The 19,595-nt window shown below is 72.2% G+C and carries 18 protein-coding genes and 1 pseudogene; 10 read left to right on the top strand and 9 right to left on the bottom strand.

What is annotated here, in order from left to right; all coding sequences use genetic code 11:
• Positions 1 to 5: 5 nt before the first annotated feature.
• Positions 6 to 1,019, top strand: coding sequence for a hypothetical protein (locus AB0M59_RS23780; RefSeq protein WP_364618366.1), 1,014 nt, complete (start codon positions 6 to 8; stop codon positions 1,017 to 1,019).
• A gap of 110 nt (positions 1,020 to 1,129) precedes the next feature.
• Here AB0M59_RS23780 and AB0M59_RS23775 read toward each other — a convergent pair whose 3' ends face one another.
• On the bottom strand, positions 1,130 to 1,456 hold the full coding sequence (locus AB0M59_RS23775) for a hypothetical protein (RefSeq protein WP_364618364.1): 327 nt from the start codon (positions 1,454 to 1,456) through the stop codon (positions 1,130 to 1,132).
• Positions 1,457 to 1,582: 126 nt separating this feature from the next.
• Here AB0M59_RS23775 and AB0M59_RS23770 point away from each other — a divergent pair, with 126 nt between their 5' ends.
• The gene (locus tag AB0M59_RS23770; RefSeq protein WP_364618362.1) at positions 1,583 to 2,068 is read left to right on the top strand and encodes a pyridoxamine 5'-phosphate oxidase family protein; all 486 of its coding nucleotides are present in this window, start codon (positions 1,583 to 1,585) and stop codon (positions 2,066 to 2,068) included.
• On the opposite strand, the gene AB0M59_RS23765 is transcribed toward AB0M59_RS23770, so the two are convergent.
• Both AB0M59_RS23765 and AB0M59_RS23760 read right to left on the bottom strand, forming a co-directional pair.
• Positions 2,059 to 5,193, bottom strand: coding sequence for a family 43 glycosylhydrolase (locus AB0M59_RS23765; protein ID WP_364618359.1), 3,135 nt, complete (start codon positions 5,191 to 5,193; stop codon positions 2,059 to 2,061). The genes AB0M59_RS23770 and AB0M59_RS23765 overlap by 10 nt on opposite strands.
• A gap of 123 nt (positions 5,194 to 5,316) precedes the next feature.
• Positions 5,317 to 6,195: a TIGR03620 family F420-dependent LLM class oxidoreductase gene (locus tag AB0M59_RS23760; RefSeq protein ID WP_364618357.1), complete on the bottom strand. Its 879-nt coding sequence runs from the start codon at positions 6,193 to 6,195 to the stop codon at positions 5,317 to 5,319.
• 127 nt (positions 6,196 to 6,322) lie between these two features.
• Here AB0M59_RS23760 and AB0M59_RS23755 point away from each other — a divergent pair, with 127 nt between their 5' ends.
• Entirely contained in the window at positions 6,323 to 7,201 is an 879-nt protein-coding gene (locus AB0M59_RS23755) for a LysR family transcriptional regulator (protein WP_364618355.1), read from the top strand.
• A gap of 313 nt (positions 7,202 to 7,514) precedes the next feature.
• On the opposite strand, the gene AB0M59_RS23750 is transcribed toward AB0M59_RS23755, so the two are convergent.
• Positions 7,515 to 8,132: a helix-turn-helix domain-containing protein gene (locus AB0M59_RS23750; protein ID WP_364618353.1), complete on the bottom strand. Its 618-nt coding sequence runs from the start codon at positions 8,130 to 8,132 to the stop codon at positions 7,515 to 7,517.
• A gap of 103 nt (positions 8,133 to 8,235) precedes the next feature.
• Here AB0M59_RS23750 and AB0M59_RS23745 point away from each other — a divergent pair, with 103 nt between their 5' ends.
• Complete coding sequence (locus tag AB0M59_RS23745; protein WP_364618351.1) at positions 8,236 to 9,798, top strand: GMC oxidoreductase; 1,563 nt, start codon at positions 8,236 to 8,238, stop codon at positions 9,796 to 9,798.
• A 29-nt stretch (positions 9,799 to 9,827) separates the two neighbouring features.
• Positions 9,828 to 10,997 (top strand): lipase family protein, encoded by a 1,170-nt coding sequence (locus AB0M59_RS23740; protein WP_364618349.1) that lies wholly within the window; start codon positions 9,828 to 9,830, stop codon positions 10,995 to 10,997.
• On the opposite strand, the gene AB0M59_RS23735 is transcribed toward AB0M59_RS23740, so the two are convergent.
• Together AB0M59_RS23735 and AB0M59_RS23730 are read right to left on the bottom strand one after the other, a co-directional pair.
• The gene (locus AB0M59_RS23735; RefSeq protein WP_364618347.1) at positions 10,949 to 11,926 is read right to left on the bottom strand and encodes a hypothetical protein; all 978 of its coding nucleotides are present in this window, start codon (positions 11,924 to 11,926) and stop codon (positions 10,949 to 10,951) included. The genes AB0M59_RS23740 and AB0M59_RS23735 overlap by 49 nt on opposite strands.
• 13 nt (positions 11,927 to 11,939) lie before the next feature.
• On the bottom strand, positions 11,940 to 13,010 hold the full coding sequence (locus AB0M59_RS23730; RefSeq protein ID WP_364618345.1) for a zinc-binding alcohol dehydrogenase family protein: 1,071 nt from the start codon (positions 13,008 to 13,010) through the stop codon (positions 11,940 to 11,942).
• 81 nt (positions 13,011 to 13,091) lie between these two features.
• Between AB0M59_RS23730 and AB0M59_RS23725 the strand changes: the two genes are divergently transcribed.
• Positions 13,092 to 13,871 carry a helix-turn-helix transcriptional regulator gene (locus AB0M59_RS23725; protein ID WP_364618343.1) on the top strand — a complete coding sequence of 260 codons (780 nt, stop codon included), beginning with the start codon at positions 13,092 to 13,094 and terminating at the stop codon, positions 13,869 to 13,871.
• Here AB0M59_RS23725 and AB0M59_RS23720 read toward each other — a convergent pair.
• The gene (locus tag AB0M59_RS23720; protein ID WP_364618341.1) at positions 13,847 to 14,425 is read right to left on the bottom strand and encodes a TetR/AcrR family transcriptional regulator; all 579 of its coding nucleotides are present in this window, start codon (positions 14,423 to 14,425) and stop codon (positions 13,847 to 13,849) included. The genes AB0M59_RS23725 and AB0M59_RS23720 overlap by 25 nt on opposite strands.
• Positions 14,426 to 14,485: 60 nt before the next feature.
• Between AB0M59_RS23720 and AB0M59_RS23715 the strand changes: the two genes are divergently transcribed.
• Positions 14,486 to 15,481 (top strand): hypothetical protein, encoded by a 996-nt coding sequence (locus AB0M59_RS23715; protein WP_364618338.1) that lies wholly within the window; start codon positions 14,486 to 14,488, stop codon positions 15,479 to 15,481.
• Here AB0M59_RS23715 and AB0M59_RS23710 read toward each other — a convergent pair.
• Together AB0M59_RS23710 and AB0M59_RS23705 are read right to left on the bottom strand one after the other, a co-directional pair.
• A pseudogene (locus AB0M59_RS23710) lies at positions 15,468 to 15,725 on the bottom strand (alpha/beta fold hydrolase); the annotation flags it as partial. The gene AB0M59_RS23715 and the pseudogene AB0M59_RS23710 sit on opposite strands and share 14 nt — an antisense overlap.
• Entirely contained in the window at positions 15,722 to 15,871 is a 150-nt protein-coding gene (locus AB0M59_RS23705) for a hypothetical protein (RefSeq protein WP_364618336.1), read from the bottom strand. The gene AB0M59_RS23705 and the pseudogene AB0M59_RS23710, both read right to left, overlap by 4 nt.
• A 176-nt stretch (positions 15,872 to 16,047) precedes the next feature.
• On the opposite strand from AB0M59_RS23705, the gene AB0M59_RS23700 reads away from it, so the two are divergent.
• From AB0M59_RS23700 to AB0M59_RS23690, 3 genes are all read left to right on the top strand, one after another.
• Complete coding sequence (locus tag AB0M59_RS23700; RefSeq protein WP_364618333.1) at positions 16,048 to 16,827, top strand: hypothetical protein; 780 nt, start codon at positions 16,048 to 16,050, stop codon at positions 16,825 to 16,827.
• A 170-nt stretch (positions 16,828 to 16,997) separates the two neighbouring features.
• The gene (locus tag AB0M59_RS23695; protein WP_364618331.1) at positions 16,998 to 18,281 is read left to right on the top strand and encodes an alpha/beta hydrolase; all 1,284 of its coding nucleotides are present in this window, start codon (positions 16,998 to 17,000) and stop codon (positions 18,279 to 18,281) included.
• A gap of 150 nt (positions 18,282 to 18,431) precedes the next feature.
• On the top strand, positions 18,432 to 19,568 hold the full coding sequence (locus AB0M59_RS23690; RefSeq protein ID WP_364618329.1) for an adenosylhomocysteinase: 1,137 nt from the start codon (positions 18,432 to 18,434) through the stop codon (positions 19,566 to 19,568).
• Positions 19,569 to 19,595: the final 27 nt, after the last annotated feature.

The raw sequence follows: 19,595 nt of genomic DNA, 5'->3' as shown, positions 1-19,595 counted from the left end.
AGCTCGTGGACGACCGTCCGGCGGTTTGCCGGCCGGACGCGCTGAGCCCGGCCGCGCTGGCCGACGCCCGGCGGAACCAGCCCCGGCGGGCGCTGCTCGGGCTGGCCTTCGTCCTGCCGGTGACCGCGCTGCTCGCGGTAGGCGCAGGCGGCCCGGCGACCACGCTGGAGGCTCTCGGGCCGCCGGTGACGTTCGCGCTGCCGATCGTCGCGATGATCGCGTTCTGGTGGGAGGACTGGCCGGGTTCGCTGCTGCGCGGCGGCTGGTCCGGCCTGTCCGACACGGCGCTCGTCGTCGCCGGGGGAGCGGCGCTGACGCTGCTCGGCCGGGCCGTCACCGGGACGGCCGCCGTGCCGCTCGCGGCGGGCATCTTCACGCTGATGCTGCAGCTGACCCTGGTCGGGGAAGGCTGGCCACTGCGGGGCCGCGGCTCTCGCTGGCCGGGTGTCGCGGCCCTGGCGGTGTGCTGGGTCGCGGGGCTGGCGGTGTACCTGGGCTTGGTGCGGACTGGCGTCGTGCCGGCCGAGGACTACGGCGCGTGGTTCGCCGTGCTCGGCGCCTGGCAGATGGTTTGGTACGTAGCTCTGCGCGGCTGGCCGTTCGCGCGCATCCGGCATCGCGCGGTCCGGCTGGCGACGGCGCACGGCGCGGTCCTAGCCTGCGGTGTCGTCACGTTCGCGCTGGTGCGGCTCGCGTGGGAACCGGAGTGGATCGCGGTGGTCGCGGGCGCGGCCATCGCATCGGTGCTGGTGGTGGCGATGCTGTTCGAGGCGTGGCCGGCGATCCGGCTGACCCCGCTGCCGGGCCGCAGCCTGGTCCTGGTGCTGGTAGCGCTCCTGACAGCGGCGCTGTCGGCGGCTCTGCCGCAGGTGGCGCACGGGGCCGGGGTGCCGGAGCGGCTGGTCGCGGGGTGGGCGACACACACGACGTTGAACGCGCTCAGCTTGGCGGTGATCCTGCACGTGGCGGTCTGGCGCCGCTGGCCCGCGTCACCCCAGAGCAGTGATTCAGCGCCGTGACGCCGCGGTCGCCAGCTCCTCGGTGATCTTCTGCAACAGCTCGGAGGCCGCGTCGCCGAGCGCTTCGAGGTCGGCCAAGGTCGTCTCTTGGTCTTTCACAGCCTGGGTATTCACAGCGAGTCCTCGAAGGCTTCGTGACGGGCGATGAGAGCTTCGGCGAAGGCGGCGTGCACGCGGAGGTACTCGTCGAGGCCCACGGCGGTCTCGGCCCACGCGTGCCACCGGACGTGCGCCTGGGCGACATCGATGTTCGCCGCGGCGGCCACCGTCGCGGGGCCGGTGCCGGCGAGGATCGCGTGGTGCATGAGCGACGGCGAAGAGGTCCGGGCGAGCTCCGCCAGCGAGGCCAGCCGGGTGAGTTCGGCGAGCGCGTCGGGCGCGACCGGTCGGCGGCGCGGTACGGGGACGGGGCGGGCGTTCTCGAGAACGCTGGTCATCAAACGACTCCTGCACGGAAGAAGCTGAAGATCACGGACGGTGGTCGGTTACCCCGCCTCACAGTGATCAAACGCGCGCGCCCGTGATCTCCATCTCGCCGCTGGGGTGGCAGAATTGTGAGCCTGATGACAGACGACGCCCTCGCGGCCCACGCCCGCGCCCTGATCGCGGCGAACGCCTACCTCACCCTGGGGACGACCGACGGGGACGGCGCTCCCTGGACCTGCCCGGTGTACTTCGCGCCGGCCGGCGATCGCGCGTTCGTGTGGGTCTCGGAGACCGGTGCCCGGCACTCGCGCAACCTCGCCGAGCGCCCGCGGGTGAGCCTGGTCGTCTTCGACTCCACGGTCGCGCCGTACCACGGGCGGGCCGTCTACGCGGTGGGGGAAGCGCGGGAGCTGTCGGGGGATGCGCTCGACCGCGCGTTGGAGAGCTACTCCCGTCGCACCGGCGACGGCGCTTCGCCGGTGACGCTCGAAGACGTGTCCGGAGCGTCGCCCTACCGCCTCTACTCGGCAGTGGCGTCGGAAATGTGGGTCCTGTGCCCGCGGGATCCCGGGCAGCCGTGCGACCTCCACGGCGAAGCCCGGGACCACCGGGTTCAGTTGTAGCGGACCTTTCCCCGGCACTGCGGATGCGGGACCCGCTCCGGCCGCACGCTCTCCAGCGTCGGCGTCACCGGGACGATCGTCCCGTCGCGGCGGAAGGTCAGCTTGTCGATCGTCGTCTCGCGGTGGGTGCCGTCGCCGCCCGGGATGCCGAAGCGGTGGTAGGCCAGGTACCAGTCGTCCGTGCCCGGGACCTGCAGCATCGAGCTGTGGCCGGTGCCGAGGATGCCCAGGTGGGCGTCCTTGCCGAGGATCAGGCCGTGGTTGGTGAACGGCCCCGTCGGCGAGGACGCGGTCGCGTAGCCGACGCGGTAGTCCTCGCTGCGGGTGTCGTCGATCGACCAGCTCAGGTAGTAGGTGCCCTTGCGCTCCGCCATGAACAGACCCTCGCGGAAGCCGTCCAGCCCGGTCAGGCGGGTGATCTTCGCCGGGTCGAACGAGACCATGTCGTCGTTCAGCGGCACCACGTACGCGTTGCCGTTGCCCCAGTACAGGTACGGCTGTCCGGAGGAGTCGACGAACACCGCCGGGTCGATCGCCTGGCCGCCGTCCGGGTTCGTCGCGATCAGCGGCTTGCCCGAGTCCACGAACGGGCCGGTCGGCGAGTCGCTCACCGCCACGCCGATCTTGGCCTCCGCGCAGAAGTAGAAGTAGTACTTCCCGTTGTGCTGCGCGATCGTCGGCGCCCAGGCGTTCTTGTCGGCCCAGCTCACGTCCGGTCCGAGGTCGAGGATGACGCCCTGGTTCGTCCAGTCGACGAGGTTCTTCGACGACCACGCCGAGAACTTCGTACCGCTCCAGCCGTCGAAGCCGTCCGTCGTCGGGTACAGGTAGTACGTGTCGCCGAACGCGACGACGTTCGGGTCGGCGTTGTACCCCGGCAGCACCGGGCTGCGCGTCTCGTGCGCCTCGACCGTCCACACGCGACGGTCGCCGCCGGCGCCGGTCACCGTGAACTGCCGGGGCCGGCTCAGGTCCACCGTCCGGGCGTCCGGCTTGATCGTGGCGCCCGGCGCCAGCCCGAACTTCGGCGACAGCCGGTGCAGGTCCGTTCCGGGCCGGACCGGCAGCACGACGGTCGACGCGCCGGAGTCGATGACGGCCGGTGTCTTCAGCGAGGCCAGCTCCACCGACCGGATCGTCGTGCTGTTCGACGGCAGCGTCGCCACCTGAAGCCCGGTGAGCGCCCGGTTGTAGAGCCGGACGTCCTTCATCTTGCCGCGGAAGTACTTGTCGCTCGCGTACAGCGACCGGCCGAGGTAGTTCGCCGCCGTGACGCCGCCGCCGAGGTCCGACGGCTTGATCGTGGCGTTCGCGTTGCGCCCCACTTCGACGCCGTCGAGGTACAGCACCGCCACCCCGTCGCCGACGGTCAGCGTCAGGTTCTTCCAGACCCCGCGCGGAAACCCGCCGCTCGACGCCACCTGCTGCTCGGTCGTCCAGTTCCCGGTCGCGATCGCGCCGCGCAGGCCGCCGCTCGCGGTGCCGCCGGTGGTGAACAGGTAGCCGTCGCCCGCCCCGGACGGCGCGGTGTTGCCGAAGCCCCACAGGAAGTACGGCGTCTGCTGGGCCGGGTCGACCAGGACGTCGGCGGACACGGTGGCCGAGGCGGCGCCGGTCAGCAGGTTGTTCGGCAGCTGGACGTGCCCGTTGGTGCCGCCGAAGGCCAGCGAACCGTCGGACCAGGACACGTCACCGGCGAGGGCGCCGTCGTAGCCGTGGCCGGTGGTGTCCGTCGCGACCTGCCCCGATTTCGCGTCCAACGGCCAGTGCGCGACGAGGCCGTTCTGGTCGGCCTGCACCGGCGCCGGGGGAGCGCTCAGCCGTGCCATTTCCGCCTGCGTGACCGGCAGGACGGTGCCGTGCCGCGGTGACGCGGGCAGGTGCGCGCCCGCTGACATCGTCCACTTGCCCGAATTCAGGTCGGTGGATTCGAACGGGACGTAACCCCGGCCGCCGAACTCGTCGATGAACAGGTACCACTTGTTCTCGGTGTTGGACTTGAACCCGGTGGGTCCTTCGCCGGCGGAGAGGCCCGGGCTGGTCGCCGTCGCCTTGCCGATGCAGTCGGCGACGAAGCCGTAGTGCGGCTCGAGCAGGTCGGTGGACTTCTCCTCGGTGATGAACTTGCTGCACGGCGTCGACGACGTGTTGTTGCGTTCGTCCTTGGTGAAGCGGTAGTAAGTGTCCTGGTCCTTGATGACCGTCGAGTCGATCACCGAGTAGCCCGGGTCGTTCCACACCTGCGGCGCGCTGAAGGTGACGAAGTCGCGGGTGGTCGCGTACATCATCCGGTTGTAGCTGTCACCGGTGTGGTTCGGATCGTTGTCGGCGTAGAGCTTCGAAGCCCAGTACACGACGTACGTCCCGCGCTTGGCGTCCCAGGAAGCTTCCGGCGCCCACGTGTTGCCCGCGGTCGGCGGGGACACCTGGACGCTGCGCTGACGCGACCAGTGCGCCAGGTCGGTCGACTCCCAGACCATGATCGACCGGCTGCCGGAGCGCTGGGCGGCGTCCCAGCCGCGGCCGGCGTAGATCCGCAGGTCGGTGGCGAGCAGGTAGAACTTGTCGCCGTCGGGCGAGCGCAGGATGAACGGGTCGCGCACGCCCAGCTCGCCGAGGCTGGACTTGAGCACCGGACGCCCGTTGTTCAGTTCGCTCCAGTTCAGCGGGTCGTTGCCCTTGCTCAGCGCCGAGTAGATCTGCTCGCCGTCGGAGGTGCCTTCGCCGGTGAAGTAGAAGAAGCTGTAGCCCGCCAAGGGTTGCGGGGCCGGCTTCGGGACGACGGTGGCGGTGAACCGCCGTGTGGTGCTGTCGCGGCCGAGGCTGACCTTCGCGGTCAGGACGACCTTCGCGGGCTTGGCGCCGGTCGGCGGCCGGGTGACCTCACCGGTCGGGGTGATGACGGCCGGAGCGGACGACGTCCAGGCGACGCTCGTGCCGCTCGCGCCGCCGGTCGGCAGCGTGAGGTTGCCGCGGACGTCGTCGATGCCGGGTACCGCGAGGGCGCTCGCGGCTTCTCGTACGGAAGGCGGGGGAGCGGCACCGGCACCGGCGGTACCGAGGGGGACGAGTGCGGCCACGACGGCCAGCACGACGCCGAAACGGCGCGGGGAGAACAACTTCATCGTTGTCGATCCTTCGGGGCGCGTCAGGGACCAGGTGATGTTAACGTTAACATCGGATGGGGCACGCTGACCTTAGAGTCAGCCGTGTCCGGTGGTCAAGGGCCGGCCGGGTGCCGGCGCCCGTCAGCCGAGCCCGTCGAACGCCGGCGCCAGCTCTTCCAGCACCGCGACGTCGGCGGTCAAGTCGTCCGTCGCCGGGGGCATGAGCAGGACGTGGTCCGCGCCCGCGGCGAGGTGCTCGCGCACCTTGGCCGCGATGGCGTCCGGCCCGCCGTAGGCCACGACCGCGTCGGCGATCCCGGCCACGTCGTCCAGCGGGAAACCCAAGCGGCGCAAGGCGTTCGAGAACGTGGGGAGGTTCAGCGTCCCCGAGATCTTCTCGATCGCCGCCGCCTTCGCCCGGTCGGAGTCGGGGTCGGGAACCACGGCCAGGCCGACGACGAGCAGCTTGCCCGGGCCGAGCACCGACCGGGCCTCGGCGGTGAACGCCGGCGGCAGGTTGGCCGGCAGCGCGCCGTCCGCGATCTCCCCCGCGAGGGCGAGCATCTTCGGGCCGTTCGCGCCGAGCAGCCGGGGATACTTCGCCTCGGGCGCCGGCGGCCAGGTCTCCGCGTCCATCCGCCCGACGTAGTCGCGCATCGTCGCGAGGGGACTGCCGAAGTCCCGGCCGGTGCCCTCGGCCTGCTGCGGGTAGCCGACGCCCACGCCGAGCACCAGCCGGTCCGGGTACGCGTCGGCCAAGAACGCCGCGGCAGCGTGCAGGGTCTGCGGCTCGCGGGCCCAGATGTTCGCGATACCGGTGCCGAACGTCAGCCGTTCCGTCGCGGCCAGCAGCACCGCGAGCTGGACGAGGGCGTCCTTGCCGCCGACGACCTCGTTCGTCCAGACGGTCCGGTACCCGGCGCGTTCCAGCCGTCGCACGGCCTCGCGCTGGCTCTCGGCCGGCGGCGTGCGCGTGAACGAAATCGGCAGGTAGACGCCGACGGGCCCCAAGGTCGTCATGGAACTCCTTCTCCGGTGGTGTGGTCCTTCCACCGTGGCTTCGCCGGGCGTCCAGAGTCCAACGAATGTTTCGCGAGACGTGACGCGATTCGTGCATCACCACAGATCAGAGCGCTACGCTGGCGGTGTGTCCGACCTCGACTTACGCCTGGTGCGCGGCTTCACCGTCATCGCCGAACACCGGCACTTCGGCCGCGCCGCCGCCGAGCTGCACCTCACGCAGTCGTCGCTGAGCCGGCAGATCGTACGGCTCGAGCAGCAGGTCGGCGCCCGCCTGCTGGACCGCACCCCGCAGGGCACCCGCCTCACTGAAGCCGGTGAGGCGTTCCTCCCACTCGCCGCGGACCTGCTGCGGGCGGCGGCGCACGCGACAGCTCACGCGCGGGCGGTCGCGCGGCCCAGCCGGATCACCGTCGGCTACACCGGGAACCTGATCGTCACGCCGGCGGTGCGCGACCTGCGCCGCCGCCACCCCGGCGCCGAGGTGCGCACCCGGCACCTCGCGTGGGACGACGTCCGCGCGGCGCTGCTGGAGCACCGCGTCGACGTGGCGGTCGCCCGGCTGCCGCTGCGGGCGGCCGGGCTGCACGTGACGGTCCTCTACGACGAGCCCCGCGTGCTCCTGCTGCCCAGCGACCACCGGCTGGCGGGCAAGGAATCCGTGACGCTCGACGACATCGCCGACGAGCCGCTGCCGCGCGCCCTCGACCCGGAGTGGGACGCGTTCTGGCGCGTCGACCCGCGTCCGGACGGCCGCCCGGCGCCCGGCGGCCCGCTCATCGACGCGATCGAGGACAAGATCGAGCTCGTGGCGAGCGGGCAGGCGGTGGCGATCATCCCGGCGGCGCCGGGGAACGTCACCGGCCTCCGGCCGGACTTGACGATCGTGCCGCTCGCGGACGTCGAGCCGAGCCAGGTGGCGGTGGCGACGCGTGCCGGCGAGCGTAACCGGCTCGTGGCGGCGTTCCGCAAGGGCGCGGAAGCACTGCTGACCCCACCGGAATGACGAATGCCGCGGCGCCCGGCCCGGGCACCGCGGCATCCTTTGTGGACGGTTGGGTCAGCGGGGCGCGGCGGCCGTCCCGGCCGGCGTTCGCGAGGCCTGTTGCGCCCGCTTCCGCTCGATGGCTTCCTGTTCGCGCTGCAGTTTGGCGTGCCATGCTCCTGAGTCGTTGGTCATGGTGTTCTCCGGTGGGCGGGAATGACGGTGCCGTGCCACGGGCGAACCCGGTCACGGGCGGGGGGTGCGGACCGGTGGCGGAGGACCTGGGACCCGGGCGCCGGTGCCGTGTTCCGGAAGTACCCACGCTTTCCGGCGGTCAACCACTTTTCTGTGGTCCGACCTGCGGATCTTCGGTCCGGGGAAGCGCGTTCACACGTTCGGAGCAAGCGAGGCCGTCGAGGAACACCCGCACCAGGCGCTCCGCCGGCGCCGCCGGCTCCCGCGGCGTCAGTCCCGACACGAGCGCCGCCTCGTGCATTTCGAAGAGTAGCGCCAGATCCGCGGGCTCGAGGTCCGCGCGCACGCTGCCCTCGCGCTGAGCTTGCTCGAAAGCCGGGCGCAGCAAGGAAACCAGGGCGTGCGTGTACTGACGCTGGCTGCGCTCCGGCAGTTCGCGGAACAACCGGACGAGCGGGCGCCGCCGGGCCTGCATCGCCAGCACCGCCCGCAGCAGTTCGCGGAACGACTCCCGGCCCCGCACCTGGACCTTGAACGCCGCCAGGTGGTGGGCCGCGACGGCGAGCGCCAGCGCGGTGCGGTCGGGGAAGTGCCGGTAGACCGTGGCCCGGCCGAGGCCGGCGCGGCGGGCCACCTCGTCCAGCGCCACGTCGGCGTCTTCGCTGAAGGCTTCGTCGGCCGCGCGCAGGATCGCCTCGCGGTTGCGGCGGGCGTCGACGCGCCGGGGCACGGCCGCGGACGGTCGCACAGCGCGCATGGGCCGGGATGCTACTCGCGAGTAGTGAGACCGGCAATCCGTTCCATCTCTCGGTTCGGGTTCCTACCTTTACCGACAGTCACCGCCGCCGAAGGAGCCGCCCATGCGCAGCATCGACCGCCGTACCGTCCTGCGGGGCGCGGCCGCCGTCGCCGGCGTCGCCACGCTCGGCGCCGCTCGCGTGCGGGTCACGCGGGAAGAACACCGGGTCGTGATCATCGGCTCCGGGTTCGGCGGCGGGGTCACGGCGTTGCGGCTGGCGCAGGCCGGAGTGCCGGTGCTGGTGCTCGAACGCGGCCGCCGCTGGCCGACCGGGCCGGACGCCGAGACGTTCCCGCACCCGACGTCGGCGCCCGACAAGCGGATCTTCTGGCTCGGCTCCGCGCCGGCGCTGCCCGGCCTGCCGTCGCTGCCGCCGTTCGAGCGCTACACCGGACTGCTCGAACAGGTCACCGGCCAGGGCATGAGCATGATGTGCGCGGCCGGTGTCGGCGGCGGTTCGCTGGTGTACCAGGGCATGACGCTGCAGCCGACGGCCGAGCTGTTCCACGCGTGCTTCCCCGAACAGCTCGACTACGTGCGGCTGGACGCCGAGTACTACCCGCGCGTCGCCCGGATGCTGGGCATCGAGACCGCGCCGGACGCTCTCGTCGAGAGCCCGACCTACCAGGCGTCCCGGGTCTTCGCCCGCAACGCGCGCAACGCGGGCTACGCCGTCGAGAAGATCCCGATGCCGATCGACTGGAACTACGCGCTGCGCGAGACCCGCGGCGAGATGAAACCGTCCTACACCAACGGCGACTGCGCGCTCGGCGTCAACAACGGCGGCAAGCACTCGGTCGACGTCACCTACCTCGCCGCCGCCGAAGCCACCGGCCGCTGCACCGTCGCGACCCTGCACCACGTCACCGACGTCGCGCTCGCGTCCGACGGTCGTTGGGAGGTCCGCGTCGACCGCATCGACACGTCCGGAACGGTGCTGGAGAAGAAGGTCCTCACGGCGAAGGCACTCGTCATGGCGGCCGGCACGGCGAACACGACGCGGCTGCTGATGCGCGCGGGCGCGAAGGGCGACATCCCCGACCTGCCCGACGCGCTCGGCGCCGGCTGGGGCACCAACGGCGACCGCATCTACACCTGGACGAACCTCGCCGACGACTTCGGCGCGCCCCAGGGCGGTCCGGTCGTCTACGGCAGCAAGGAGTGGGACGACCCCGCGACGGCCAACACCGTCATCCAGGCGTCGCTGCCGCCGCTGCCGGACCTGCGGACCACGATGCTCGTCGGGTACGGCATCAGCGCCGGCCGAGGCCGCTTCGTCTACGACGCCGCCAAGGACGACGCCGTCCTGCACTGGCCCTCGAACGCGGACGCGAAGCTGAGCGCACGCATCCACGAACGCATTTCCCGGATCGCCGGTCCGCTCGGCGTGCTGCTCGACACGACCGCCGTCGTGCCCAGCACCTGGCACCCGCTCGATGGCGCCGCGATGGGGTCGGTCTGCGACCTCGAGGGCCGCGTGCTCGGCCACCGTGGTCTCTACGTGCTCGACGGCGCCCTGATGCCCGGCACGACCGCCGCCTGCAACCCGTCGATGACCATCGCCGCCGTCGCCGAGCGCGCACTGGACCACCTGATCGCCGAAGACGTCGGCTCTGTTTTCTAGATCCTTCACGGACTCAACGAGGAGTTCTCATGCGTCGCTTGTGGACGGTCCTGCTGGCCGTCGTCCTCCTGGTCACCACCGCCGGGCCGGTGAGCGCGGCCGCCGATCCGCCCCGCGGCCCGGACGGCGACGCCTTCTACACGCCGCCGAGCCCGCTGCCTGCCGGAGCCGACGGCGACGTCGTCTGGTGGCGGCCGCTGCCGGATTCCGCCGGTACCAAGGGGTACCTGGTGCTGTACCGGTCGAGGTCGGCGACGGACACGCCGATCGCGGTGTCGGGCCGCGTCCTGGTGCCGGCGAAGCCGTGGACCGGTGCCGGCCCGCGCCCGATCGTGTCGGTGGCCAGCGGAACCCGCGGCGTCGGCGACCGCTGCGCGCCGTCGAAGTTCCAGCCGGACTACGAAAAGCCGCTGTTCGTCGACGCGATGCTCAGCCGCGGCTGGGCCGTCGCGATCACCGACTACGAGGGCCTCGGGACGCCCGGCCTGCACACCTACGTCGTCGGCCGGTCCGAGGGCCACACGGTGATCGACGCGGCCCGCGCGGCGACCCGGCTGCCGGCCGCGGGCCTGGCCGCCGGCGGGCCGGTCGCGTTCTCCGGCTACTCGCAGGGTGGCGGGGGAGCGGCGTGGGCGGGCGAGCTGGCGCCGTCGTACGCACCGGAGCTGCAGGTCGCGGGCATCACGGCCGGCGGGACGCCCGCGGACCTGAACGTCGTGGCGAAGGGCCTCGACGGCGGGATCGGGTTCGGCTTCCTGCTGCTCTCGGCGCTGGGCCTGGACGCGGCGTACCCGGAGCTGGACCTGCCCGCCTACCTCAACGACCGCGGTCGCACGCTGTACGCGACGCAGCAGGACGCGTGCGTCGACGCCGTGTTCGGCTACGCCTTCGGGCACATCGCCGACTACACGACGTCGAACCCGCTGACGACCCCGAAGTGGCAGGCCCGGCTGGTGGAGAACGAGCTGGGCGCGCGCCCGCCGAAGGCGCCGATCTTCCTGTTCCACGGCAGCCTCGACGAGATCATCCCGCTCTCCCAGGCCCAGACGCTGCGGCGTGAGTACTGCGCGGCCGGGGTGGCCGTCACGTGGGGCACGTATGTCGGTGAGCACGTGACGACGCTGGCGTTCTCCGCCGGTGACGTCGTGAGCTACCTGGGCGACCGGTTCGCGGGCAAGCCGGCGCGCTCCAACTGCTGAGCGATCTCGTCCTTCGGGTACGGGGTCTTGCGGCTTTCGGTGTGGAGCGCGAAGTAGAAGTCGTTGACGACCGCTGCGAGCGGGGCGTACCGACGCAGGAGTGGTGCCGGGTGTCCCGCTGCGTGTTCGCGGACGAAGTCGTTGCGGGCGCGGGCATCCGGCCACTTGCCGAGGCCCCGGACGACCCGGTTGACCAGCTGGGTCAGAACGTAGGCGCGGTCGTGGTCGGCGTGCTCGGCGAGGAACCCGGCCTCGCGGTCCGAAAGCTCGAACCGCGGTGAGACCGTGAGGCCGAAGTCCGTGAGGTAGAGCCGCTCGCCGTCGGTGACGATGTTGGCGAAGTGCGCGTCGAAGTGCTGGACGCCCTGCCCGGCCAGGAATTCGGTGATGTGCCGCAGGTCTTGTTCGAGCGGCAGGTCGTCATCCGGCCACCCGGCGAGGCTGTGCGGCAGGTATTCGAGGAACAGCACGAGGTCGGTGGTGGCCCCGGCGAGGGCCTCGAGCCGGCGCCGGACGCCCGGGTCGCCGTGCCAGAACGCGACGTCCTGCTCGATGTCGGCGTGGGGACGCGGCAGGCCGGGCAGGATCCGCCAGTGGTGCAGAAGCGGGAAGTTCCCGCACTCGCCGCTGCGGGCCCACTCGGTCGCCATGAGGTGTGCTTCCAGCTCGCGCCAGGCCCCGCCGCCCGCCGAGCCGACGCCGTAGTGGGACCACGGCGGCAGCCCGTAGAAGTCGGCCGTCGAGCCTTCATGTCGCCGCTCCACATCGGTGAGGGCGACCCGCTTGACGAAGACGGGCTCGCCCGCCACCCGCAGCAGCCAGGTCGACCCGCCGATCCCGGTGCCGAGCGGACGCGCGTCGGCGAGGATGTCGTCGGGCGCCTCTTCGAGCGCGGCGGCGATCTTGTCGTGGCGGGTGAGTCGGGTCATCCTTCGAAGCTACTCAAGGACGGACGACCGTGAGGGCGAAGCGCGTCCGGCCGTTCGCCGCGTGGTCGAGGGCGCCCGCGATGTCGTCGAGGCCGAATTCGGTCACAGCGAACTGGCCGAGGTCGAGCAGTCCGGACCGGGCGAGGGCGATCATGCTCGCGTTCGCCGTCCGCGGCTGCATCCACTGGCCGCGCACCGTGATGCCGTTGCGCATGAGCCAGGGGTAGGGCAGGGCGAGGTCGTCGCCGCCGAGCATGCCGACCCCGCCCATCAGCACGATCCGGCCGTACTCGCGGACCGCCATCGCGGCGGCCCGCACGGGCGCGGTGCTCGCCGAGGGCGGCAGCAGGTCGAGGACGACGTCGATCGGGCCCGCGGCGTCACGCAGGCGGGCCGTGTCGTCGTCGCCGGTGAGCCGCACGGTCCGGACGCGGGCGCCGAATCGCCGTTCCAGGTCGTCGAGGGCGGTTTCGTTGCGGCCCGGTGCCACCACGCACGCCGCGCCCATGGCGAGCGCGACGGCGACCCCCGCGCTCCCGAAGTTCCCGGTGGCGCCGCTGACCAGCACGGTTTCGCCGGGTCGCAGGCCGGCCGCGAGCAAACCGCCGTAGGGCACGAGACACAGCGTGAGCGCGGTCCACCGGCCGGCTTCCGCCGGGTCGATCGGCCCGAGGGGGATCGCGTTTTCGGTCGGGAGGAGGAGTTGCTCGGCGTAGGCGCCGTGGCCGAAGTGGCGCTGCAGGAACAGGCCGCCTTCGCAGCGTGCGCTCAGGCCCTGCAGCGTGATGTCCGGGGTGAGCGTGTCGTCGCGGGAGCGGATCACCGGATCGCACAGCACCCAGTCGCCGGGGGTCAGGCGGGTCGAGTCCGGGCCGGTCGCGTGCACCCGGCCGATCGCGCCGGCGCCCGGCACGACCGGCAGGGTGAGCTGGTAGTTCCGCTCGCCGCGGAACACCTCGGCCGCGTAGGGCAGCACGGGTGCGGCGACGACGTCGACCAGGACTTCTCCGGTGCCGAGCGTCGGCGCGGGGACGTCGCGCACCGACAGCGGTTTGCCGAATTCTTCGAGGACAGCGGCTTTCATGTCCCCATCGTCGGGAAGATCGAGAGGGGCATCCAGGCCTGGTATCATCCTGGGACTGTCGAGTACCAGGCGGAGGTCGTCATGCCGGACGCGGCCCGGGCCGGGCTGGGGGAGTTCCTGCGGTCCCGGCGCGAGCGACTCAGCCCGGTGGCGCTCGGGCTGCCGGACCGGCGCCGCCGCCGGACGCCCGGGCTGCGTCGTGAAGAGGTCGCCGAGCTGGCCGGCATCGGCGTCGACTGGTACATCCGGCTCGAGCAGGGCCGCACGGTCAGCCCGTCGTCCGCGACGGTCGAAGCTCTCGCGGGTGCCCTGCGGCTGGACGACGCCGAGCGCGCCCACCTGCGTGCGCTCGCCCGGAACCCGGCGCGGACGCCGTTCGGCCGGGAGCAGGTGCCCGAAGCCACCCGGCGGCTCGTCAAGGGCCTGAGCGAGCCCGCGTACGTGACGGGCCGCCGCTGGGACGTGCTGGCCTGGAACCGCGCGGCGGCCGAGCTGTTCACCGACTTCGGCGCGGTGCCGGAGGAGGACCGCAACGTCCTGGTCTTCCTGCTGCTCGACGAGCGCGGCCGGCGGCTGTTCGGCGCCGGCTGGGCGGCGCAGGCCGAGCACACGGTGGCGCAGTTCCGGGCCGCGCACGATCTGTGGGCGGGCGACCCGGCGTTCGCCGGACTGGCCGCGCGGCTGCGGTCGGGCTGTCGTGAGTTCGCGACGTGGTGGGACCGCCACGACGTCGGCCGGAGCGGACCCGGCTGGAAGACGCTCTACCGGCCCGAGCCCGAAGAGTTCGACTACGCGACCTTCCAAGTCGCCGAGGATCCGGCACTACGCCTGACGATCTACGCACCCACCAGCGGCAGGTAGACCTCGTCGACGATCTCGACGAGCACGTCGTCGTCCACTGTGGTCAGTCCGCGGGTGAGGAATTCGTTGCGCAGCAGCACAAGCGCGACGGTAGCCACCCGTGGGTGCCGAGCTTCGGGGCGAGCTTCGCCGCGCGCGATGGCACGATCGACGATCGCGAGCCAGGTCTTCGCACCGCCCTCGGCGGCCTGCTCGTGCAGCTGTTCCCTCAGTTCCGGCTCGTCGCCGACGCCGGTCAGCAGACCGCGCAGGATCCGGGCTGCGGGTGAGGTTTGGCCGCAGTTGATCGCCCGCAGCAGGGCCAGGGCGTCTTCGCGGAGGTCGCCGGTGTCGGGCGGCTTGAGAGTGTCCGCGGTGACGTGCCGGTAGGCGGCGACGCCGAGCGCGGCGCGGTTCGGCCAGCGGCGGTAGATCGCGTTCTTGTTGGTGCCGGCCCGGTGCGCGACCCGTTCCATGGTCAGGCCGGGGTAGCCGGCTTCGGCGAGTTCGTCCGCGGCGGCGCGCAGGATCGCCTCTTCCAGCTCGGCGCCGCGGCGCCGGGTCTTCTCGGCCATGCGCCGGAGTGTACAGCTTTAGGGTACGGTACGGACCGTACCCTAAATTCTGGAGGAACCGTGCGAGCCAAGGGCATCGGCTACGACACCGGCTTGGAACGCGGCGGGCGGTTCAACCGCCCGTTCGCCCCCGACCTGGTCCGCCGCGAGCTGACGATCATCCGCGACGACCTGCACTGCACGGCGGTGCGGCTGATCGGCACGGACCTGGACCGGATCGAGCACGCCGCCCGCGAGGCGGCCGCGCTCGGGCTGGAGGTGTGGTTCTCGCCGTTCCCCTGGGATCGCACCCCGGAGGAGATCCTCGCGCTTCTCGCCGACGGTGCTTCGCGAGCCGAACGTATCCGATCGGCGGGCGCCGAGATCGTGTTCGTGACCGGCGCCGAGCTGAGCCTGTTCAACCACGGCTTCCTGCCCGGCGACGGCCTCGAAGAACGCGTGGCCGGCCTGCTGGCGTCGCGGGAGCTCATCGCCGGGCTTCCGGAGCGGGTCAACGCGTTCCTGGCGCGCGCGGTCGCGACGGTCCGCACCCGGTTCGGCGGCCGCGTGACGTACGCGGCGGTGCCGTTGGAACGGGTGGACTGGGAGCCGTTCGACATCGTCTCGGTGGACGCGCACCGCTCGAAGGAGGTCGCGCACTTGTACCGCGAAGGCATCCGCACGCTGGTGGCGGCGGGCAAGCCGGTGGCGATCACGGAGTTCGGTGTGACGCCGTACCGAGGCGCGGCCGACCTCGGCGCCCGCAGCGGCGAAATCCTGGAGTACGAAGGCGAAGTGCCGGTCCGGTTGAAGGGCGAGTACGTCCGCGACGAGGAGGAGCAGGCGCGCTACTTCCGGGAGTTGCTGGAGATCTTCACCTCGGAGGGTGTCGACGCGGCTTTCGCTTGCACGTTCGTGTGTTACGGGCTGGTCCACCGGGCCGATCCGCGGGCGGACCTGGACATGGCGAGCTGGGGCGTGGTGAAGGTGCTGGAGGACGGCTCGGGCGAGACGTACGCCGGCGTGCCTTGGGAACCGAAGGCGGCCTTCGGCGCATTGGCCGACTGCTACGCCTGAGCGTCGGCCACGGGAGACCACCATTCGGGGGATCCGGGGTCTCCGCGCGGCCGGGGCGGGCGCCGCGGGCCAGGAGGCGCAGCGTCACCCGGCCGCCGTAGGAATAGCCGCCCAGGTCGTAGTCCTCGACGCCGAGGTGGTCGAGCAGGGCGAGGCCGTCGTCGGCGAGGATGTCGGGCGGGTAGGCCGCCGGTTCGTGCGGACTCGCGCTCGCGCCGTGGCCGCGCAGGTCGGGGAGGATCACCCGGTGGCCGTGTCCGGCCAATCGCGAGCCGGGCCGAGCCAGTCGCGGCTCGTGCCGGTGAAGCCGTGGAACAGCACGAAAGGCCGGCCCGTGCCGAGCTCGCGGTAGGCCGGCTCCGCGCTGTCGCGACCTCGGAAATGCTGCATGGGACCAGCCTATCCATCAGATGAATCGTCGACCAAGTGTGCGGACATCTTGCGAACGACCGCCGGATAGCGCTAACTTCGTGACGCTAGACATCGGATGTCCAGCCCGGTTTGCCGGGTCCGTCCGCCGACCGATGTGCACCCCTGCCGAAGTCGTCAGGAAGGACACACCGACGATGCCGAAATTCCCCCGCAGGACGGCCCTCGCCGTCGCCGCCCTCACCGTGCCGCTCTTGTTCAGCCCGATCGCCCAAGCGGCCCCGCTGTGGCACCCGAACCCCGCCACCGACGGCCTCAAGGCCTTCGAGGGCATCGAAGCCGATCGCGGCAACCACCACCCCGACCGCAAGTACGTCGTGGTCGAAGGCGACCACTACCGCTTCAACATCTGGAAGGACGACCGCGACACCACGGGCGGCGGCGACCGCCAGCGCACCGAGTCCAAGGGCATGGTCCAGGGCGGCAGCACGCTCAAGATGCACGACGGCGAGACCTGGACGCTCTCCTACGAGATGTACATCCCGGGCACCCTGCACGGCACCAGCAAGTTCACCCACATCTTCCAGACCAAGACCCCGTCCACCAACGGCGGCCCGTGGGTGACGCTGGACCTGACCCGCAGCGGCAGCAAGGAAATGCTCAACGCCCGCGCGTACGCCAACTCGGGTTCGCCCAGCATCGCGGCCACCGACCTCGCGCCCCTGCGGAACAAGTGGATCACGATCGAATGGACGTTCACGCCGGGCTCGAAGGGCAAGGCGTCGTGCGTCCTCCGCAACGGCACCGGGTCCGGCGCGCCGATCGCCGCGCAAGGCAGCATGTCGAACGTCAACATCCCCGACCAGGGCGACTACGTGCGCCCGAAGTGGGGGATCTACCGCTCGGTCGAAAGCGCTTCGTCCGACATTCTGGACACCTACCTGCTGTTCCGGAACTACACGGCCTCGCGCAAGTAGCGTGTCGATCCGGGGCGGGCCCGTTCGCACGAGCGGTGCGGCGGGACCCGCCCGAGACGCAGCGGCCGGCCGGGTCACCGCCGCGATCCACGCCCCGATCGAGGTGCGCCCGCTCGCCGGGTTCGCCTGATCCGTGGCGGCGGACCCGGTGCCGGGGTGACACTGGCGCTATGAAGGTCGTCGACGGGTACTACGGCACACGCCACCCGTCGACGGCCGCGCGCTACGCCACGCCGAGGCCGCTGCGACGCGGTCCGGTGCTGGTCACGGCCGCTTTCGCCGCGCTCGGCGGTGCCCTGATCCCGGCCGCGTCGCTCGCCGCGCTCTGGCGGGTCTGGCAGTTCTACGCGATGTTGTTCGGCCTGTTCGCCGCCGTCGAAATCGTGGCTTTCGTCGCGGTGCTCGGGTGGCCGACCCGCAGGACCGCCCACGCCGGCGCGCTCGTCGCGACGGCGAGCCTCGCGCTGTGGGTGGCGAGCCGGCCGCTCGGGCTGCTGGCGCGGCTCGATCCCTGGCAACCGGCGGACACCGTCGCCGGCTTCACCGACTACGTCGCGGCCGCGCTGCAGGTCATCGCCGTCTTGGGCTTCCTGGTCGTCGCGCGGCGGCGGGCGCACCCACGCCCGTCGACGGCGCGGCGCGTGTCGGCGTGGATCGTGCTGTTCCCCGTGCTGCTGCTGGTGCTCGCGACCGGCGCGGCGGGCACGGTCGCGGCCGGCGACAACATCACCGGCAAGTCGGCTCCGACGCTGCTCGACGGCAGCACGGTCGAATACTGCCGTCCGGACGGGATTCCCCTGGTCATGGACATCGTCCGTCCGCGCCCGGACGCCCGCGCCGCGCCGGTGGCGCTCTTCCTGCACGGCGGCGGCCTCATCCTGGGCAACCGCAAGCCGTCGGGCCCGGGCGCGCTGCTCGCCGGGTCGCGGCTCGTGCCCCTGCGCGACGCCCTGACGGCTCGCGGGTTCGCGGTCGCCTCGATCGACTACCGCCTCGCGCCCGCGGCGCGCTGGCCGGCGCCGCTGACGGACGTGCGGTGCGCGGTCCGGTTCCTCCAGGCCAACGCGGCGGCGCTGAACGTCGACCCGGCGCGGATCACGGCCGTGGGCACGGGAACGGGCGGCACGCTGGCGTCGCTGCTCGGCGTCGCCCGGGAGCCGGCCAGCCCCGTCCGCGCGGTGGCGGCGCTGGACGCTCCGGCCGAGTTCGGCTTCACCGGCTCGGACCCGCTCACCCGGGCATCGATCCTCCTGGCATTGGGCCGCGACCCGGCGACGCTGCGCGAGGCGAGCCCGCTGACGTACCCGGGCGCGGGCGCACCACCGTTCCTGATCGAGGGCGGCCGCAAGTCGGCGGAGTTCGCGGACCACCTGCGCGCGGCGGGCATCCAGGTGAAGACCGGTGCCGGCGAACCGGCCGAAGTGGCGGACTTCCTGGCCGCGGCCACCGGCTGACCAGGTCGTGGCACGGTCGTGCGGTAGCTTGGCGGTATGAGCGGTCAGGGACTCGTGGCGCCGATCTTCGGCGACCACTCCTACCGCTGCGACTTCTACGGTTGACGGGCCTCGCTCCGGGTCCCTTTCTCCTCAACCGTAAGGACAGTCATGTCTTCATCCCCGCACGCCGGTACGAGCTGGGCGCTCAAGCACATGCCGCTGACCGCGGCCGCCGTCGAGGAGACCGCGCCGGTGCTCACCGGGCGGCGCCTGGCGATGTGCCTGCACGTCGAGCCCAAGACGGCGGCCCTGGTCACCCTGCTGGCCGGCATCGGCGTCGAGGTCACGCTGACCGGCTCGCCCGGCACCACCCACGACGACGTCGCCGACGCACTCCGGGCGCTCGACGTGCGGGTCCACACACGTCGCGCCGACGACGACGCCGACCACGCGCGGAACGTCGCCGCGGTGCTCGAATGCGAGCCGGACCTCACCCTCGACAACGGCGCCGACCTCACGCTCTCGCTGCTGGGATCCGGGCCGCCCGCGGGATACCTGGGCGGCACCGAGGAGACGACCACCGGCGGCTTGCGGCTGCGGGAGGCGCGCGTCGGCCACCCGGTCGTCGTGATCAACGACTCGCGGCTGAAGCTGCTGGTGGAGAACGAGTTCGGGGTCGGCCAGAGCGTCGTGCAGGGATTCCTCAACGCCACCAACCTGATGGTGCCGGGGATGCGCGCGGCGGTGCTCGGCTACGGGCCGTGCGGCAAGGGCGTCGCGGACACCCTGGCGCGGCTCGGCGCGCGGGTCGCGGTGTGCGACACCGACCCGATGCGGGCGCTGCAGGCCATTTTGGACGGTCACCGCGTCGGCTCTTCGGTCGAGGTTCTTTCCGACGCGCAGGCGGTCTTCACCGCGACCGGCGCTCCCGGCGTCGTCGGCGCTGCGGAGCTAGCGGCTCTGCCCGACGGCGCGCTGCTCGCCGGGGTCGGGCACTTCGCGTGGGAGATCGACGCGGCCGCGCTGCGGGCGGCGACGGTCCGCACGGTCGAGTACGGCTCGCCGGGCCGCCGGGTCGGGCACGTGCTGGCCGACGGCCGCGAGGTCGTCGTCCTCGACCGGGGCCGGATGCTCAACCTGACCGCCGCGAACGGGAACTCGATCCAGGCCATGGACCTCGGGCTCACGCTGCAGGTCCGCAGCCTGGCGGCGGTGGCGGCGGGCGGCCTGGCCGCCGAGGTCCAGCCGGTCCCGGCGCCGGTGGAGCGCCGGATCGCCACGGACCTGGTGGCCGAGCTGGCTTGACCTGGAGCGCGCTCCAGGCTCTAGCGT

Source organism: Amycolatopsis sp. NPDC051371 (assembly GCF_040682155.1).
In the GTDB taxonomy this organism is placed as follows: Bacteria; Actinomycetota; Actinomycetes; order Mycobacteriales; family Pseudonocardiaceae; genus Amycolatopsis.
This window is presented reverse-complemented; position numbering and strand designations above follow the sequence as displayed.

Excerpts from the sequence above, each read along its gene's own strand:
- AB0M59_RS23775 (WP_364618364.1), bottom strand. The coding sequence starts at position 1,456 with ATGACCAGCGTTCTCGAGAACGCCCGCCCCGTCCCCGTACCGCGCCGC.
- AB0M59_RS23770 (WP_364618362.1), top strand. The coding sequence starts at position 1,583 with ATGACAGACGACGCCCTCGCGGCCCACGCCCGCGCCCTGATCGCGGCG.
- AB0M59_RS23765 (WP_364618359.1), bottom strand. The coding sequence starts at position 5,193 with ATGAAGTTGTTCTCCCCGCGCCGTTTCGGCGTCGTGCTGGCCGTCGTG.
- AB0M59_RS23760 (WP_364618357.1), bottom strand. The coding sequence starts at position 6,195 with ATGACGACCTTGGGGCCCGTCGGCGTCTACCTGCCGATTTCGTTCACG.
- AB0M59_RS23750 (WP_364618353.1), bottom strand. The coding sequence starts at position 8,132 with ATGCGCGCTGTGCGACCGTCCGCGGCCGTGCCCCGGCGCGTCGACGCC.
- AB0M59_RS23745 (WP_364618351.1), top strand. The coding sequence starts at position 8,236 with ATGCGCAGCATCGACCGCCGTACCGTCCTGCGGGGCGCGGCCGCCGTC.
- AB0M59_RS23740 (WP_364618349.1), top strand. The coding sequence starts at position 9,828 with ATGCGTCGCTTGTGGACGGTCCTGCTGGCCGTCGTCCTCCTGGTCACC.
- AB0M59_RS23735 (WP_364618347.1), bottom strand. The coding sequence starts at position 11,926 with ATGACCCGACTCACCCGCCACGACAAGATCGCCGCCGCGCTCGAAGAG.
- AB0M59_RS23730 (WP_364618345.1), bottom strand. The coding sequence starts at position 13,010 with ATGAAAGCCGCTGTCCTCGAAGAATTCGGCAAACCGCTGTCGGTGCGC.
- AB0M59_RS23725 (WP_364618343.1), top strand. The coding sequence starts at position 13,092 with ATGCCGGACGCGGCCCGGGCCGGGCTGGGGGAGTTCCTGCGGTCCCGG.
- AB0M59_RS23720 (WP_364618341.1), bottom strand. The coding sequence starts at position 14,425 with ATGGCCGAGAAGACCCGGCGCCGCGGCGCCGAGCTGGAAGAGGCGATC.
- AB0M59_RS23705 (WP_364618336.1), bottom strand. The coding sequence starts at position 15,871 with ATGCAGCATTTCCGAGGTCGCGACAGCGCGGAGCCGGCCTACCGCGAG.
- AB0M59_RS23700 (WP_364618333.1), top strand. The coding sequence starts at position 16,048 with ATGCCGAAATTCCCCCGCAGGACGGCCCTCGCCGTCGCCGCCCTCACC.
- AB0M59_RS23695 (WP_364618331.1), top strand. The coding sequence starts at position 16,998 with ATGAAGGTCGTCGACGGGTACTACGGCACACGCCACCCGTCGACGGCC.
- AB0M59_RS23690 (WP_364618329.1), top strand. The coding sequence starts at position 18,432 with ATGTCTTCATCCCCGCACGCCGGTACGAGCTGGGCGCTCAAGCACATG.